At 64.8% G+C, this 12,713-nt stretch carries 18 protein-coding genes; 17 read left to right on the forward strand and 1 reads right to left on the reverse strand.

Annotation, left to right across the window (positions count from 1 at the left end):
* Nucleotides 1–15 precede the first annotated feature (15 nt).
* The 8 genes from AB0J29_RS21345 to AB0J29_RS21380 all read left to right on the forward strand — a co-directional run bounded on the left by AB0J29_RS21345 (nt 16) and on the right by AB0J29_RS21380 (nt 4,390).
* Nucleotides 16–366 (forward strand): hypothetical protein, encoded by a 351-nt coding sequence (locus AB0J29_RS21345; protein WP_364788697.1) that lies wholly within the window; start codon nt 16–18, stop codon nt 364–366.
* Nucleotides 367–649: 283 nt separating this feature from the next.
* Entirely contained in the window at nt 650–862 is a 213-nt protein-coding gene (locus tag AB0J29_RS21350; protein WP_364788700.1) for a hypothetical protein, read from the forward strand.
* An 11-nt stretch (nt 863–873) separates the two neighbouring features.
* Complete coding sequence (locus AB0J29_RS21355) at nt 874–1,248, forward strand: hypothetical protein (RefSeq protein WP_364788703.1); 375 nt, start codon at nt 874–876, stop codon at nt 1,246–1,248.
* A 102-nt stretch (nt 1,249–1,350) separates the two neighbouring features.
* A complete protein-coding gene (locus AB0J29_RS21360; RefSeq protein ID WP_364788706.1) occupies nt 1,351–1,668 on the forward strand; it encodes an HNH endonuclease signature motif containing protein in 318 nt (105 codons plus the stop codon).
* Nucleotides 1,669–2,275: 607 nt separating this feature from the next.
* Nucleotides 2,276–2,608 (forward strand): hypothetical protein, encoded by a 333-nt coding sequence (locus AB0J29_RS21365; protein ID WP_364788709.1) that lies wholly within the window; start codon nt 2,276–2,278, stop codon nt 2,606–2,608.
* 55 nt (nt 2,609–2,663) lie between these two features.
* The gene (locus AB0J29_RS21370) at nt 2,664–2,837 is read left to right on the forward strand and encodes a hypothetical protein (protein ID WP_364788712.1); all 174 of its coding nucleotides are present in this window, start codon (nt 2,664–2,666) and stop codon (nt 2,835–2,837) included.
* Entirely contained in the window at nt 2,837–3,826 is a 990-nt protein-coding gene (locus AB0J29_RS21375; protein ID WP_364788715.1) for a hypothetical protein, read from the forward strand. The genes AB0J29_RS21370 and AB0J29_RS21375 overlap by 1 nt, the downstream gene beginning before the upstream one ends.
* Before the next feature lie 117 nt (nt 3,827–3,943).
* Nucleotides 3,944–4,390, forward strand: coding sequence for a hypothetical protein (locus AB0J29_RS21380; protein ID WP_364788718.1), 447 nt, complete (start codon nt 3,944–3,946; stop codon nt 4,388–4,390).
* 348 nt (nt 4,391–4,738) lie between these two features.
* On the opposite strand, the gene AB0J29_RS21385 is transcribed toward AB0J29_RS21380, so the two are convergent.
* On the reverse strand, nt 4,739–5,446 hold the full coding sequence (locus AB0J29_RS21385; protein WP_364788721.1) for a DUF3800 domain-containing protein: 708 nt from the start codon (nt 5,444–5,446) through the stop codon (nt 4,739–4,741).
* A 420-nt stretch (nt 5,447–5,866) separates the two neighbouring features.
* Here AB0J29_RS21385 and AB0J29_RS21390 point away from each other — a divergent pair, with 420 nt between their 5' ends.
* The 9 genes from AB0J29_RS21390 to AB0J29_RS21430 all read left to right on the forward strand — a co-directional run bounded on the left by AB0J29_RS21390 (nt 5,867) and on the right by AB0J29_RS21430 (nt 12,507).
* Complete coding sequence (locus tag AB0J29_RS21390; RefSeq protein ID WP_364788724.1) at nt 5,867–6,088, forward strand: hypothetical protein; 222 nt, start codon at nt 5,867–5,869, stop codon at nt 6,086–6,088.
* Entirely contained in the window at nt 6,055–6,540 is a 486-nt protein-coding gene (locus AB0J29_RS21395) for a hypothetical protein (protein ID WP_364788730.1), read from the forward strand. Before AB0J29_RS21390 ends, AB0J29_RS21395 begins: the two co-directional genes overlap by 34 nt.
* A gap of 497 nt (nt 6,541–7,037) precedes the next feature.
* Complete coding sequence (locus tag AB0J29_RS21400) at nt 7,038–8,258, forward strand: helix-turn-helix transcriptional regulator (protein ID WP_364788733.1); 1,221 nt, start codon at nt 7,038–7,040, stop codon at nt 8,256–8,258.
* Nucleotides 8,259–8,457: 199 nt separating this feature from the next.
* Nucleotides 8,458–8,583 carry a hypothetical protein gene (locus AB0J29_RS21405; RefSeq protein ID WP_364788736.1) on the forward strand — a complete coding sequence of 42 codons (126 nt, stop codon included), beginning with the start codon at nt 8,458–8,460 and terminating at the stop codon, nt 8,581–8,583.
* The gene (locus AB0J29_RS21410) at nt 8,580–8,858 is read left to right on the forward strand and encodes a hypothetical protein (protein WP_364788739.1); all 279 of its coding nucleotides are present in this window, start codon (nt 8,580–8,582) and stop codon (nt 8,856–8,858) included. The genes AB0J29_RS21405 and AB0J29_RS21410 overlap by 4 nt, the downstream gene beginning before the upstream one ends.
* Nucleotides 8,858–9,043 carry a hypothetical protein gene (locus tag AB0J29_RS21415; RefSeq protein WP_364788742.1) on the forward strand — a complete coding sequence of 62 codons (186 nt, stop codon included), beginning with the start codon at nt 8,858–8,860 and terminating at the stop codon, nt 9,041–9,043. The genes AB0J29_RS21410 and AB0J29_RS21415 overlap by 1 nt, the downstream gene beginning before the upstream one ends.
* A 453-nt stretch (nt 9,044–9,496) precedes the next feature.
* On the forward strand, nt 9,497–10,513 hold the full coding sequence (locus tag AB0J29_RS21420) for an ATP-binding cassette domain-containing protein (RefSeq protein WP_364788745.1): 1,017 nt from the start codon (nt 9,497–9,499) through the stop codon (nt 10,511–10,513).
* Entirely contained in the window at nt 10,513–11,271 is a 759-nt protein-coding gene (locus AB0J29_RS21425) for an ABC transporter permease (protein WP_364788748.1), read from the forward strand. The genes AB0J29_RS21420 and AB0J29_RS21425 overlap by 1 nt, the downstream gene beginning before the upstream one ends.
* 477 nt (nt 11,272–11,748) lie before the next feature.
* Entirely contained in the window at nt 11,749–12,507 is a 759-nt protein-coding gene (locus AB0J29_RS21430; protein WP_364788776.1) for an adenylate/guanylate cyclase domain-containing protein, read from the forward strand.
* The last annotated feature ends 206 nt before the right edge of the window (nt 12,508–12,713 follow it).

The following is a 12,713-nucleotide window of genomic DNA, read 5'->3' on the forward strand; positions in this document are numbered from 1 at the left end:
CGTGTGGGCCGAAGCATGACCCAATACCGCCGAGGCCGCGACCTCGAGTACGCCGTCCGCGACCACCTACAAGCCGAGGGCTACGAGACCTTCCGATCGGCAGGTAGCCGCAGCCCCATCGACGTTATCGGCTTCAAGCCGCGCCACACGGTGTTCGTCCAATGCAAGCTCGACGGCCGATGCCCACCCAGCGAACGCGCCGAACTACTCCGCGTCGCCGCACTCGCCGGAGCCGTCCCCATCGTCGCCGCCCGACCGCCACGCAAGCCGATCGAATACCGGCGACTCGTCGGCAGCGGCCCCCGCGACTTCGAACCGTGGACGCCGGACCTGATCGCCAAACCGACCCCGGAGTCCGCGGCATGACCACCACGCCCACCGTGCCCGTCACCGAGCGCGGCACCAACCGCTACGGCAAACCGCGGATCCGCGTCCGCTGCCCATGGTGCGGGCGCAGGCACTGGCACCCGCCTCAACCAACCTGCCGATGTCCGGTCACTGGGCACCCTTACCGGCCCCAGGGACGGCGCACACCGCCGGCCACGCCGAAAGCCCCAGACCTGTAGGGAGCCCGAACAGCTTTGCTGAACCGACCGACGCCACAGCGATAAGGGGCCCCCGCCCCACCCCTAGAGGAAGGAGCACACAGATGGACGAGGACCGGCTAGACCGGCTGGTCGGCGGAGGGCGGCCGTTCGACTGGTTTGACGTAGGCGACGACGCCCAACGCCGCAAGCGCGCCAAGGGCGACGGCACCTACGAACAGCAATTTCCCGGCGAAACCCAGTGGGCGCCGTCCATTCATCAGCAACACCTGGCGAAGATCCGCCAGCAACTTGAGGAAGAAGGAGAACCAGCATGATCGACAGTCGAGTGCTCGCAGCCATCGCGGATATGCAACGCATTGAAGAACTGAGCGAGCGTGAGCGCGCCTCCCGACCCGACGTCATCAACGTCGACGGCAAGGTGGTCGCGGTTGACGCGGACGGCAACCCCATCGACGAACGCGAACGCAACACCCTCATCGCCATGGCCCAAGCAAACGCCGACCGCATCGTCAAGCGAGGCATCGAACGCCACAACCGGGAAGTCCACCCCACCCAGCGCGTCGACATGCGCGATGCCAGCCTCAACGAGATCGAGTCGACGTACCGGCAGATGCTCGCTGGCGGACGGTACCGCGCCGAGACCGGCCAATCCGGCGATCCCGTCGACCTCGGCGACGTCGTCCAACGCGAACTGGGCTGAGCGTCCGGTGCGCGCTAACGCTGACTGGCGATAGCGCGCACCGGGGCAACCCAGGTTGCCGCCGCCGAAAACCTGACCGACCAGCAGGAAGGACACCACATCATGGCTTGGGGAACCGGCGCCCGAGACCGCACCCACACCGCCCGACATCAGAAGCAACGCCTACGCATCCTGCGCCGTGACCAACGGCAATGCCAGCTCCGCTACGCCGATATCTGCATCGGCATCGCCACCGAGATGGACCACAAGGTCAACGTCAAAGCGGGCGGCAGCGATGACGACAGCAACATGCAAGCCGCCTGCCATCGTTGCCACGCCAGGAAGACGGCCCTCGAGGGCGCGGCAGCCAGCAACGAACAGCGACGGCAGCGTGCCCAGCGAGCCAAGCTCCCCACCCGACGACACCCGGGTCTGCTGTGACCAGCCGACTCCCTGACCTGGGCATTGTCACGATATGCGGAGTGAATGCCGCTGTATGCCCCGATGCGCTCACGACCACCCAACCGTCCATGGGACCCGCCGATCGGCCCGCAGCAGGACGCACAGCGATCCTCGGTCAGGCGAAGGGGTGGGGCGGTACCCCCTTCGTAGTCCCTCGTCGGTCGGTACCGCATAGCGCCAGCCAGCCCGTACGGGATAGGAAGCCCGCCTCGGCCATGCGTGAGGCGGTACGGGGAGGTGGGGGAGGGGTCCAACTCCGGCTCAAGCGGGCGATCGCAGCACATAGCGCCCCTTCTCTCCCCGCGCGAAATCGTCGGGAGGCTGGCCGGTGATCCGTTCCGATGGCGAGCTGCAACCGAGTACGGGAGAAAAAGGCGAGAGCGCATGAACGAATCCGCGCCTTACGCGGCGATCCTGGAGTGGGGCAAGAACAAGACCGGTCCACCCCGCATCAGGGTCCGCTGCCCACGTTGCCGCAAACGGCATTGGGTACCGCCCGTGCCCGACCTCCACTGCCTTCGAACCAATCTCGGCTTCCGCGTCGCCCAATCGGCTCTCCAATCTCGAGGGGCAAAAGGGAGTCGCCGTGAAAATCGGTGACCTCGAAACCAGGGCCGCCTACTACGCCGTCGCCGAGCTCATGCGCAGACGCAGGCGTACCGGCGAACCGATCCCCGACGCGATCAGGGTCTTGTTCCAACGCCTCGACCATGAGATCCGCATCGGCACCGACGACGAACCAGACCCCCGGATCCACGGCGATGAGATCGGCACCGACACCGCGGCCGCGATCCTCGGCTGCACCACCAGGTGGATACGCAAGATCGCCGCCGACCTCGACGGCGTACGCGTCGGCCGAACGTGGGTGTTCAGCCGCGCAGTCGTCGAGACGTACGCCGCAGGCCGCGACGCCGCCTGACCATCGATTCCCTCTGCGGAACGCTGCCCCAGGGTGCCGGGCACACACTCCGTATATGGCAACCCAGGCACCCCTCACGATGCCGGTCGCACCCGTCGACTACCTGGTCGACGGGGTGATCGCATTCCTTGCTTCCTTGTCCGCGAAGGACTTTGCCGCGCTCGTCGCCCAAGCCCGACCACCCGCCGACCCGCAGCACCCCGGCAACCGGACGACAGGGGGCCGCTGATGCGCGACGCCATCCCCTCCCTCGCAGTGTTCAAACACCTGCGCCAAATCCCGTCGCTCGACGCTGCATTCGCCGACACCATCGGCGACCAGTACAACCGCGCGTTCAACGTCGCCGAGCAGGCCGAGCAACGACTCATGGCACTCACCCCACCGGCGAACTACAACGACGCAGTCCAGCAGATCATCACCACCGGCGAGATGCCCGACGACTTCCGCGCCTGGCTCACCATCTACAGCAACGCCCAAGCCCAGCACGATGCCGAACGCCAAGCCTTGCAAGGCTTGCGCGACAGGGCCGCCGGAGCGTGCTGGAGCGCTGTCCTGTCCCACACGCCGCAACTCCTCGGGCACCTGCACCAGCAACTCGCCGACCTCATCGACCGCGCCCGACCCGCCGTCAAGGAACTCGGCCAGATCACCGAAGCCGAAGACGTCGTACGCGCCGGCATGGCCGCGGTCAACGCCTTCAACACCCTCGACCAGTGCTGGACCGGCTACCTCGACATCCGCAAGGCACAAAGCCGCATCATGCTCAACTACGTCGAGCAGGAGACGGTCAAGAACTGCCGCTCGCACCTATGCAACGACGAAGCCGCCAGCGACGCCAATTTCGCCAACCTCGATGACGTGTTCCCCGAATGGCGCGAACGCCCCGGCCAGCCACAGCGAACAATCATCACCGCCGAAGGCGTCCGCGCGAATCCTTCCGATGCCCCCTGGCCGGAGCGTGGACCGATGCAGCTCAAGTGGTTCATCGACCACGGCGCCAAGTTCTGGGTGCCCACCCAACAGCAACTCGAGCAACTGCACACCAGTCGTATGTGGCACAACAACCAGCTCGCCTACGAACTCACCCTCACCCCGTACCAGCGCGAACAACTCGAGCGCGACCGAGCCGGGCTCAAGCCCAAGCGTGGACCAGAGCACAAGCTCCGCGACCGGCGCCAGCATCCCACGCCCGTCGAGATGTTCGGGAACAACCGATGAGCCCGCCGATGACCGACACCAGGGCCACCCACCCCTCCCCCCGGGGCATGGGATGCATCGGAACGGCCTGCAGATTCTCCTGCCTACGGGTCCCCAGGTCTCGGGCGGAGGTGGTCCATGCCACCACTTCCTAAGCACCCTTCGGTGCGTGCACGCCAGAATCGGACGGCTACGCGGGCGATTCTGACGCCGGTTCCCGACCCGGTTGTCCCGGATTTGCCGGACTATTGCGACTGGCATCCGGCGGTTCTGGACTGGTGGACCGATGCGTGGTCGTCGCCGATGGTTCCGGAGTGGACCGAATCCGACCGGCACACGCTCGTGATGGCCGCTCGGCTTATGCAACTGGTGTGGTCGGATGATGTTGCCTCGACTCCGCGTTCGAATGCGGCGTCGGAGGTGCGGTTGCTGCTGCGTGAGTGTGGTCTTACGCCGATGTCGCGGCGCACGTTGCAGTGGGAGATCTGCCGGGCCACCGAGGCGGTTGAGCGGACGGAGCGTAGGCGTTCGAGCGGCCCGGATCCCCGGCAGGCTTTCGCTGATCTGAATGGGGTGAGTCGATGATGCAGTACTCAGCCGCGAGACCGGGCTTCGGCGGATCGATGCTCACTGGTCGGGACGTGTTGGTTCCGGTGTAGATGCTGGACGGGCACAGCGCGCGGGCGGTTCGAGGGGGTCATTCCGCATGACCGTGCTGTCCGTGCTGCGGCGTATGTAGTTGGCCCTGATGACACCGTGAGGGCGGCCGAAGCGAAGGCTCGGCCATGACAGTTCTGGGATCGTTACCGATATCGCCCCACGGATTCAGCTGTAACCCGTTACGCTCGTTGATAGGACATCCCCTCAAGGGGATTCCCACCGGCCTTCGACCCCGCCAGAGTGCGGGGTCGACGTGCATCTGGAGAAAGCCGCTCAATACGGCCAGTGACGTGAAGCGCCGCGGTGTCGTAGACCCTTCAGGACGTCCCAGAGATCGGCATAGAACGCCCTGGTTCTTTCGTTCTCCGCTGGATGCCTGTTTCTGTTGAGGACGTATGTGACCATGTCGACCGCTTGAACCATCCTGCTGTGGCAGGACGGAGCGAAGTGCAAGGTGTCCGCTATCCGCGGCAGCTTCGACGGGTTGTTGCCACCCGTCCCCTGCTTGCGGTAGTGCTGGAGCTTCTCCCGGTAGATATCCCTGTTCTGCACCTCATCGCAGATGCATAGCACGTGCTGATCATTGCTCGTCGCGTAGTTATTGATCAGCTCCAACAGGAATTTCAGCGACCACTCGTGCGGGTCGTTGCTGTCACCCCAAGCGACCTTGCTCTCAATGAGCCCGCCCCGGAACCACGCGAAATCGTCGAACGACGCAATCGTCTCGACGGCATCCCGGTAGACTCCTACCCGGGCGCGGGGCTTCTGCTTCAGCGGTTCCCAGTGGCCGGACCCAGCGTCTAACTCGTACCCATGGAGTTCGGCATCCTCACCGACCTCCGGGAACTTGGCAACAGCACTTTCAACGACGCTGTCCAAGGCATCCGTGATCGCTGGTATGGAGTCAGCCGGGCAGACCAGCGCGGAAACCCAGAACTCGTTGCCGCGCTTATAGGTTTCGTCGATGTACGCCAGGAGCACCGGCCGATGCTATCCGCCGCGGCCATCTGAGGTAGTCGGATTTCATATCGTCGTGGGGCAAGCAGACCATCGGTCTGTCGGCGACCCTAATCTGAATTAGGGGGCACTGGCCCACAGTTCGGGGGCTCAGGTTTGAGTACCCGGAATCACCTTGTCGGCGGTGCAGTTACGCCTTTTCGGAGTGGACTGTGGTGCAGTAGCCCCCGGCTACTCGGGTCCTGCCGGAACCTGAGTGCCCCGGGATACTTCTAACCGTGGAAACCACGGTTTCCATTGGCATCGGAACGACGAAACCGCCCCGGGCGCCGGGTGACTTGGCGTCATAGGCTTGTGAGTAGTTACGAAACCGCCTCGGCGTGAGGTGCTTTCAAGTGATCATTGAATGCGACCGAGTAGGCCGCGACAGGAGAGGGGCAAAGGATGGAAACCGGCACAGTGTGGCGCTGGAAACCGCGCAACGGTACCGGCGTGATCAAACTCGATGACGCCGACAGCACGCTCGTTTGGTTCCACCTGTCGGATGCTCGCGGGGATCTCGATATCACCACGATCGCCGAGGGGCTACCGGTCGATGTCGATGTCGAACCGATCCCGCAGGGGGAGTACACATGTCGCGCAAAGTCGGTGCACCGAAGAGAGTGATCCTTGCCGCCCTGGCCGCCGCTGCGAGCATCCTCGCCACGTCGGTGGGCGCGGCGAATGCCGTCCCCGGCTATGCCGATTTCCGGCCCGGTGCCCAGAGTTATCGGTATGACGGCGAGCATGGGACGTTCACGGGGGACGCCGTCTATGCGAGCCAGCAACCCGACGGTGGTAACCGGCTCATCTGGTCGTTGCAGCTGTCGCCGTACGTGCAGGGGCTCATCGTCGGTAACACGATGGCGTGCGGTGCCTACGTCGAGGGCAAGACCGGATACTCGGACAACCACAGCGCCATCCCCGCAGACTATCGGTGGCATTCGGTGGTGCCGAATCTCCAACTCGACAAGCAATACAAACTCGTCATGAGCTGCGCGTTTACCGCACAGAACGGCCACACGACCGCTCCCGGTCACGCCGACTTTCAGATGGTATTCACTATCCATTCGAGATGACCCCCAGATATCGGCGGGATCCACCGGGGTTCTTCTGGGACCTGAGTGGAACCGCTGGCGCGCTGCACATCGGAGTCAGTGCCGACATAGGTCTTGCCATTGACGCCCCGTGATCTGACCTACTGACACATTCGTGTCAGTAGACGGGCAGTGGCCCACAGTTCGCGGGTCCGAGATTGTGCGGAACCCCCGCAAAATCCCGGGGTACTCAGAATTGAGTAACCCCGGATCATCTTGTCGGAGCCGACAAAAACCCAGGCAGCTACGCCTTTTCGGGGCCGAACTGTGGGTTGTGGTCATGGTTCGGGGGTGCCCCAATTCGGGTACGGCCTCGGAACGAGGAAACCGCCCCGGGCGCCGGAGCGGTTTCGGTGCGCGGTTTGAGTGTGGTCGCGCGCACGCGATTCTACCGCCGCAACGTTTGCGTCAACTCCCTGTCCGCGTGAGCCGATCAGTCGTAGCGTGGAACACATGAGTGTGGTTGCAAGCGAGACATCATGACGGAAATTCCACCCAACGACGTAGGGCGCAGACTTCGAGAAATCCGCGTATGGCGAGGGCAGAGTCTCGATGTCGTAGCCGGTCTAGCCGGTATCAGCTTTGGATATCTGGGAAAGCTCGAGCGGGGCGAGAAGCCGCTGGAGAACCGACGCACCCTCGAGGCGTTAGCTCGTGCACTGAGGGTTGCCCCGAGCGAGTTCTCGCCAGCGCCTTGGCAATCGGCCGCGCCCGCCTCGACCGAGTCGGCGCACGGCGGGTTGGTTGCCGTCGAGAGCGCACTGGACGCCTACGAACTCGGCGACGATCCGGGCATAGAGGTTCGTGAATGGCCGCTGGTCGCCGCAGATCTCAAGCGCCTCGGTGAACTCGCTCAGGGCACCGGCGATTACGCAGGGCAGGCGGCACTGATGCCAGGACTGCTTGGCGAATTGCACGCGGTCTATGCCCGCGACCCGCGCCAACGCCGCGAGGCATTGCTGGGGATGATCACCTGCTACAGCTCGGCGGTGTGGACGACCAAGCGTCTCGGCGGTCGCGGTCTACCGCTACTGGCTGCCCGAGCTGCACAGCAGTGCGCAGAGATGCTGGAATCCCCGGAATGGCGGGGCTTTACAGCGTGGCTGCGTGGCGACGCTACCGGCGGATTGTCCCGCCCTGATCAGTACCGGCGTGCGGTGCGCACCGCGGATGAGCTCGTTTCGTATCTGGACGATCCGCAAGTTGTTCAGGCGTACGGGATGCTTCACTTGTCCGCGGCTCTGGCGTGTGCTGTGCAAGGTGATCGCACCACGACCGATACCCACCTCGATGAAGCCGCTGCGATCGCGAATCGGCTCGACGTAGAGGTTGGCACTTTCGGGCGAATGTGGTTCGGGGCGACGAACGTTGGTGTGTGGCGTGCGAGCATCGGCAACGAGTTCGGCGACGGAGTGAAGGTCGCCGAGCATGGGCGCAAGGTGCATGTCGAGGCATTGCCGAGCAAGTCGAGGCAGGCGGAGTTCTACATGGAGATGGGCCGTGCCCTGCTCACTGACTCGAGCCGTCGAGACGAGGGCGTGCAGGTGTTGATGCATGCCGAAACCCTTGCGCCCCAACGGGTACATGCCGACGTGTTCACGCGTGAGGCTGTAGCCGATCACTTGCGAACGGCCCGCAGGGACGCAGGTGGGCGGAATCTGCGAGGCCTGGCGTGGCGGTTGGGTATCGCCCCTAACTGAGTTGTCCCGGTTTGTCCTTTCAGGACAAATGCTGTTGGGCTCCACCCTGACGCTGATAGAAGCACGTAGCGCCGGGGTGAGCCCCCTTGATATCCCGAAATGATGGCCAGGTTTCCGCCCTGACAACCTGGCCAGTCAAGAGCCCTCGGCGCTGCGTGCCTCCAAACATCGGACCACGCACACCAAGGGGGAGCGCCCAATGCCCGCTCCAGTCATCGTCACCGTTGTCGTCATCCCGGCCCTGTACATGCTGTGGGCCGTGTGGGCGCTCGGCCGCCCGCCCAAACTCGGCCCCAGCGAAAACCCCGAGCAGGGCGAGTCATGAGCGGCTACATCGAGTTCAGCGACGGCACAGTCGGACTCGTCGCCGACGACGGATGGGTCGACGAATTCGACGCCATCGAGGTCACTCCCGAACTGGAGACCACTCCCAAGCTCGGGGCGGCGTTCATCGACGTCGACGCCACCACCGTGGTCGACACCGAGTTGCCGCAACGCGCCGCGTTCGTCGGGCCGCCACGCCCGATAGCGCCGTCGGTCGAGTTCGTCGAGCTTGTCGGACGGGTCGCTGACGCGGTCCGCGCATGGGGGGAATCCTGATGGCACTCACCCCGGCACAGGCCCGCGAGATGGACAAGTGCGACAGGGTCCCCCTGGGCCTCAGCTACGAGCACGCCCACGGCATCGTCGTCGTCCACCGCGACAAAGGCATTTGCACCGCCCAGACGTGCCGCCGCTTGGCCGCCGCACTCGAACGCATCCGGATCGAAGACGAGTTCCGGTGAGCGCCTTCATGCCGCCGCCGCATAGATGTCCCGGCACCGGCCGGGATGGATTTAACACAACCGCGAGTAGGGAGTAGATCAATGGCGTTTCTGCTTGGCCCTGGACCGGATGGTAGCAACCATGACAACTGGAATACCGATCCGCGCGAGGACAAGGCGGACGACGTGATCCATCCCTGGGGACGGTAGCCCCCAGGGCAACAGTTGCAGCGCCCCGCCTGGTGAATTCAAATTGGACGAACCGGGCGGGGCGCTTTCGTGTCACCTACTTGTCACAATTCGATTCGTTCAGGGGTGTTCGCAGGAGTACGCAGGAGTCCAAAGTGCCTGGTCGCTGGACATACCCGTACGGGCTTGCACCCATGTGGACGCCCGTGTGTCATCCTCGAGGATGATCGAACTAGGCACCATTTAATGACGCGCGTGGCCGCGCGATGAGGAAAGCTGGTCACCATGATCGAGCTGAGAGGCCTGACCAAACATTATGGGCAGACCGTCGCGGTTCAAGATCTCTCTTTCACTGTTCGCCCCGGACAGGTGACTGGGTTTCTTGGGCCGAATGGCGCCGGAAAATCGACCACCATGCGGATGATCCTCGGCCTGGACAAGCCCACCGCGGGCACCGCATTGATCCAGGGCAAGCCCTATCATGAGCTGGATCATCCGCTACGGACCGTCGGTGCGCTGCTGGATGCCAAGTGGGTGCATCCGAACCGTTCGGCCCGCGCGCATCTGCAGTGGATGGCTGCCTCCAATGGCATCGCCTCCGCCCGCGTGGACGAGGTGTTGCGGCTGGTCGGCCTGTCCGAGGTGGCGGGTAAGAGCGCCGGTGGCTTCTCCCTCGGTATGTCGCAGCGGCTCGGCCTGGCCGGGGCACTGCTCGGCGATCCGCCGGTGCTGCTGTTCGACGAGCCGGTGAACGGCCTGGACCCCGAGGGCATCCTCTGGATCCGTCGCTTCATGCAGCGGCTCGCGGCCGAGGGACGGACCGTGCTGGTCTCCAGCCATCTGCTTTCCGAAATGGCCCAGACCGCAGAGCATTTGGTCGTCATCGGACGTGGTCAGCTGATTTCCGATTCGACCACACAGGAATTCATCGAGCGTGCCTCGGAGCAGTCGGTGCGCGTGCGCAGTCCGCAGCTCGAACAGCTGCGCAGCCTGCTCACCTCCAATGGCATGACCGTCCGCGAGGACGGTGCGGGCCAGGACGGCGCCGCCTTGGTCGTGGCCGGAGTGACCAGTGACGCGGTCGGCAAGCTGGCCGGCGCGAACGACATCACCCTGTTCGAGCTGGCACCGCAGCGGGCCTCGCTGGAGGAGGCCTTCATGCGGATGACCGGTGGCGCGGTGCAGTACCACGGCGAAGGCTTCGAGCCGGCGGGAGCGTCAGGCCCGGAGGCGGCAGCTCGCGTAACCACGCAGGGCCCCGCGGACGCCGCGTCCTACACAGCGATGGGAGGTGCGCTCTGATGGGCGTGCTGGCAGCGGAACGTATCAAACTCACCTCGACCAAGTCGCCATGGTGGTGCTCGGCGATCGTGATTGCGCTCGCCCTCGGCCTGGCCGCGCTCTTCGCGGTGGTGGCCCGCTCGTCATCGGGCCAGGAGAACGTGCTCGACCTGACCGTCGCCACGGCGGTCGGCGGGATCAGCGGATTCGGCGTGATGGTCCTGATGATCATGGCCACCTTGTCCGTGACCAGCGAATACCGCTTCGGCATCATCCGGACCACCTTCCAAGCGACGCCGCATCGCGCCAAGGTGATCGCCACCAAGGCGGGGCTGGTCGGCGTATACGGCGCGGTGCTCACCACCGTGCTGGCCTTCGCCGCCTTCGCGATCGCCAAGGCGGTCGGCGGCGATGCGGGCAAAAACCTGACGCTCTCCGGCGGTGCTGCCTGGCGCGAGATCTACGGCATTCCGATCTATGCCCTGCTCGGCGTGATCCTCGCGGTCGGCATCGGGGTGCTGGTCCGGCAGTCGGCCGCGGCGATTTCGCTGATCGTGCTCTGGCCGCTGCTGATCGAGCCGCTGCTCGGCGCATTCGGCAGTTTCGGGCGCAATGTGCAACCGTTCCTGCCTTTCGCGAATGCGAGCCACTTCTACAGCGCCACCGAATCGCCGGCGAACTGGCACTGGGGACCGTGGGGGAGCCTGCTCTACTTCACGGCTTTTGTCGCGATTGTCTTCGGCGCCGCGCTGGTTATGGTCAACCAACGCGACGCATGATGGATACCGCCCGAGTTGCCCTCCCTCGCCACTCGGGTGATGGGTGCCGACCTTGTCGGGAGGTCCGAGCACCCCGCGCATCGTCTGCCACTGCCCGGCGGACGATGTGACATCGGCCCGGTGTGTGAATCTCCTTCCACACCGGGCCGATGTGTGTATGGGGACAATCCGGGCGGCAAGTGAACATCCCGGAAACTATGACCGGCTCCGCTTCCATCCGAAATCAGCGCTGACTACCCTCGGGGACAGCAACCAGTGAGTTACCCATTGGCGGACCCGATGTAGTGCCCGCTCAGTCTGATCGAGGGGGCGCAGGTGGCGACAATAAGTAACCCGCCGACGGTTGGTCGGCTTAGATACGCTCGGGGCGTGACCGAAACACCTTCCCACGGTGCTGAGCCGGGGACGGGGCCGGGTGACGAGGACAGATCCGCTCGTCGCGGTTCGGGAATTCGACGGGGCCAGTTCTCCGCACTGATGAATGCCGCGAGCCAGCGGCCCGACATCATCGGTGCGCTGCGGAAGGCACGCGAACAACTGCCGGGTGACCCGTCTTTCGGTGACCCACTTTCGGTTTCGGGTCCCGGCGGCGCCCGCGCGGTGGCGCGCGCGGCGGATAAGCTGGTCGGCGATACGCCGAGCGCGGCGCGCGAAATCGGGTTCGGTGCACTGCAGGTCTGGCAGGCCATGGTGGAGCGTGTCGGCGGCGGTCGAGATAGCGAAGAAATAACTGTGATGTTCACCGATCTGGTGGCGTTCTCCAGTTGGTCGCTCTCAGCGGGCGATGAGGCGACCCTCGAATTGTTGCGTGGGGTTGCCAAGGCCATCGAACCGCCGATCGCCGATCGCGGCGGTCAGGTGGTCAAACGCATGGGCGACGGTGTGATGGCCGTGTTCACCTCGGCCGATGGTGCGCTGCGCGCCGCGGCACAGGCCAAACGGAATCTTGCCGATGTCAGTGTGCACGGTTATCGCCCGCAGATGCGGATCGGTCTGCACACCGGCACACCGCGCGAGATCGGCGGCGACTGGCTCGGTGTCGACGTGACGATTGCCGCTCGGGTGATGGAAGCCGGTGGCAATGGCAACACCATGCTTTCGGATGCGTCATTGCAGTCACTCGGGCCGGAGACGCTAGCGGAACTCGGGTTCTCGGTCAGGCCGTATCGGCGCAGTTTCTTCGCCGCACCGCTGAATGGCGTGCCGGAGGATCTGCGGATCTTCCGCTGTGTTTGATTGCGGCGCCTGCGGCGCCGCGGGTTCGCGGCCCCCTGCTGTCTCGCGTCCGAGTCGTCGAGACTCGCGCCTGTGTTTTTGGCCGCGCGGGCGCGGCGTGTTCGCGGCCCCCTTCTGTCTCGCGTCCGAGCCGTCGAGACTCGCGACTTCGTCGCATGCGCGATGCCAATCCGCCTTGCTGTGGACATGGCGACTAACAAGTGGAC

The organism is Nocardia sp. NPDC049707 (genome assembly GCF_040674855.1).
Classification (GTDB): domain Bacteria; phylum Actinomycetota; class Actinomycetes; order Mycobacteriales; family Mycobacteriaceae; genus Nocardia.

Bases quoted from the DNA above. Each gene is read 5' to 3' on its own strand.
- AB0J29_RS21345 (WP_364788697.1), top strand. From the start codon at position 16: ATGACCCAATACCGCCGAGGCCGCGACCTCGAGTACGCCGTCCGCGAC.
- AB0J29_RS21350 (WP_364788700.1), top strand. From the start codon at position 650: ATGGACGAGGACCGGCTAGACCGGCTGGTCGGCGGAGGGCGGCCGTTC.
- AB0J29_RS21360 (WP_364788706.1), top strand. From the start codon at position 1,351: ATGGCTTGGGGAACCGGCGCCCGAGACCGCACCCACACCGCCCGACAT.
- AB0J29_RS21370 (WP_364788712.1), top strand. From the start codon at position 2,664: ATGGCAACCCAGGCACCCCTCACGATGCCGGTCGCACCCGTCGACTAC.
- AB0J29_RS21375 (WP_364788715.1), top strand. From the start codon at position 2,837: ATGCGCGACGCCATCCCCTCCCTCGCAGTGTTCAAACACCTGCGCCAA.
- AB0J29_RS21380 (WP_364788718.1), top strand. From the start codon at position 3,944: ATGCCACCACTTCCTAAGCACCCTTCGGTGCGTGCACGCCAGAATCGG.
- AB0J29_RS21390 (WP_364788724.1), top strand. From the start codon at position 5,867: ATGGAAACCGGCACAGTGTGGCGCTGGAAACCGCGCAACGGTACCGGC.
- AB0J29_RS21395 (WP_364788730.1), top strand. From the start codon at position 6,055: ATGTCGCGCAAAGTCGGTGCACCGAAGAGAGTGATCCTTGCCGCCCTG.
- AB0J29_RS21400 (WP_364788733.1), top strand. From the start codon at position 7,038: ATGACGGAAATTCCACCCAACGACGTAGGGCGCAGACTTCGAGAAATC.
- AB0J29_RS21405 (WP_364788736.1), top strand. From the start codon at position 8,458: ATGCCCGCTCCAGTCATCGTCACCGTTGTCGTCATCCCGGCCCTGTAC.
- AB0J29_RS21410 (WP_364788739.1), top strand. From the start codon at position 8,580: ATGAGCGGCTACATCGAGTTCAGCGACGGCACAGTCGGACTCGTCGCC.
- AB0J29_RS21415 (WP_364788742.1), top strand. From the start codon at position 8,858: ATGGCACTCACCCCGGCACAGGCCCGCGAGATGGACAAGTGCGACAGG.
- AB0J29_RS21420 (WP_364788745.1), top strand. From the start codon at position 9,497: ATGATCGAGCTGAGAGGCCTGACCAAACATTATGGGCAGACCGTCGCG.
- AB0J29_RS21425 (WP_364788748.1), top strand. From the start codon at position 10,513: ATGGGCGTGCTGGCAGCGGAACGTATCAAACTCACCTCGACCAAGTCG.
- AB0J29_RS21430 (WP_364788776.1), top strand. From the start codon at position 11,749: ATGAATGCCGCGAGCCAGCGGCCCGACATCATCGGTGCGCTGCGGAAG.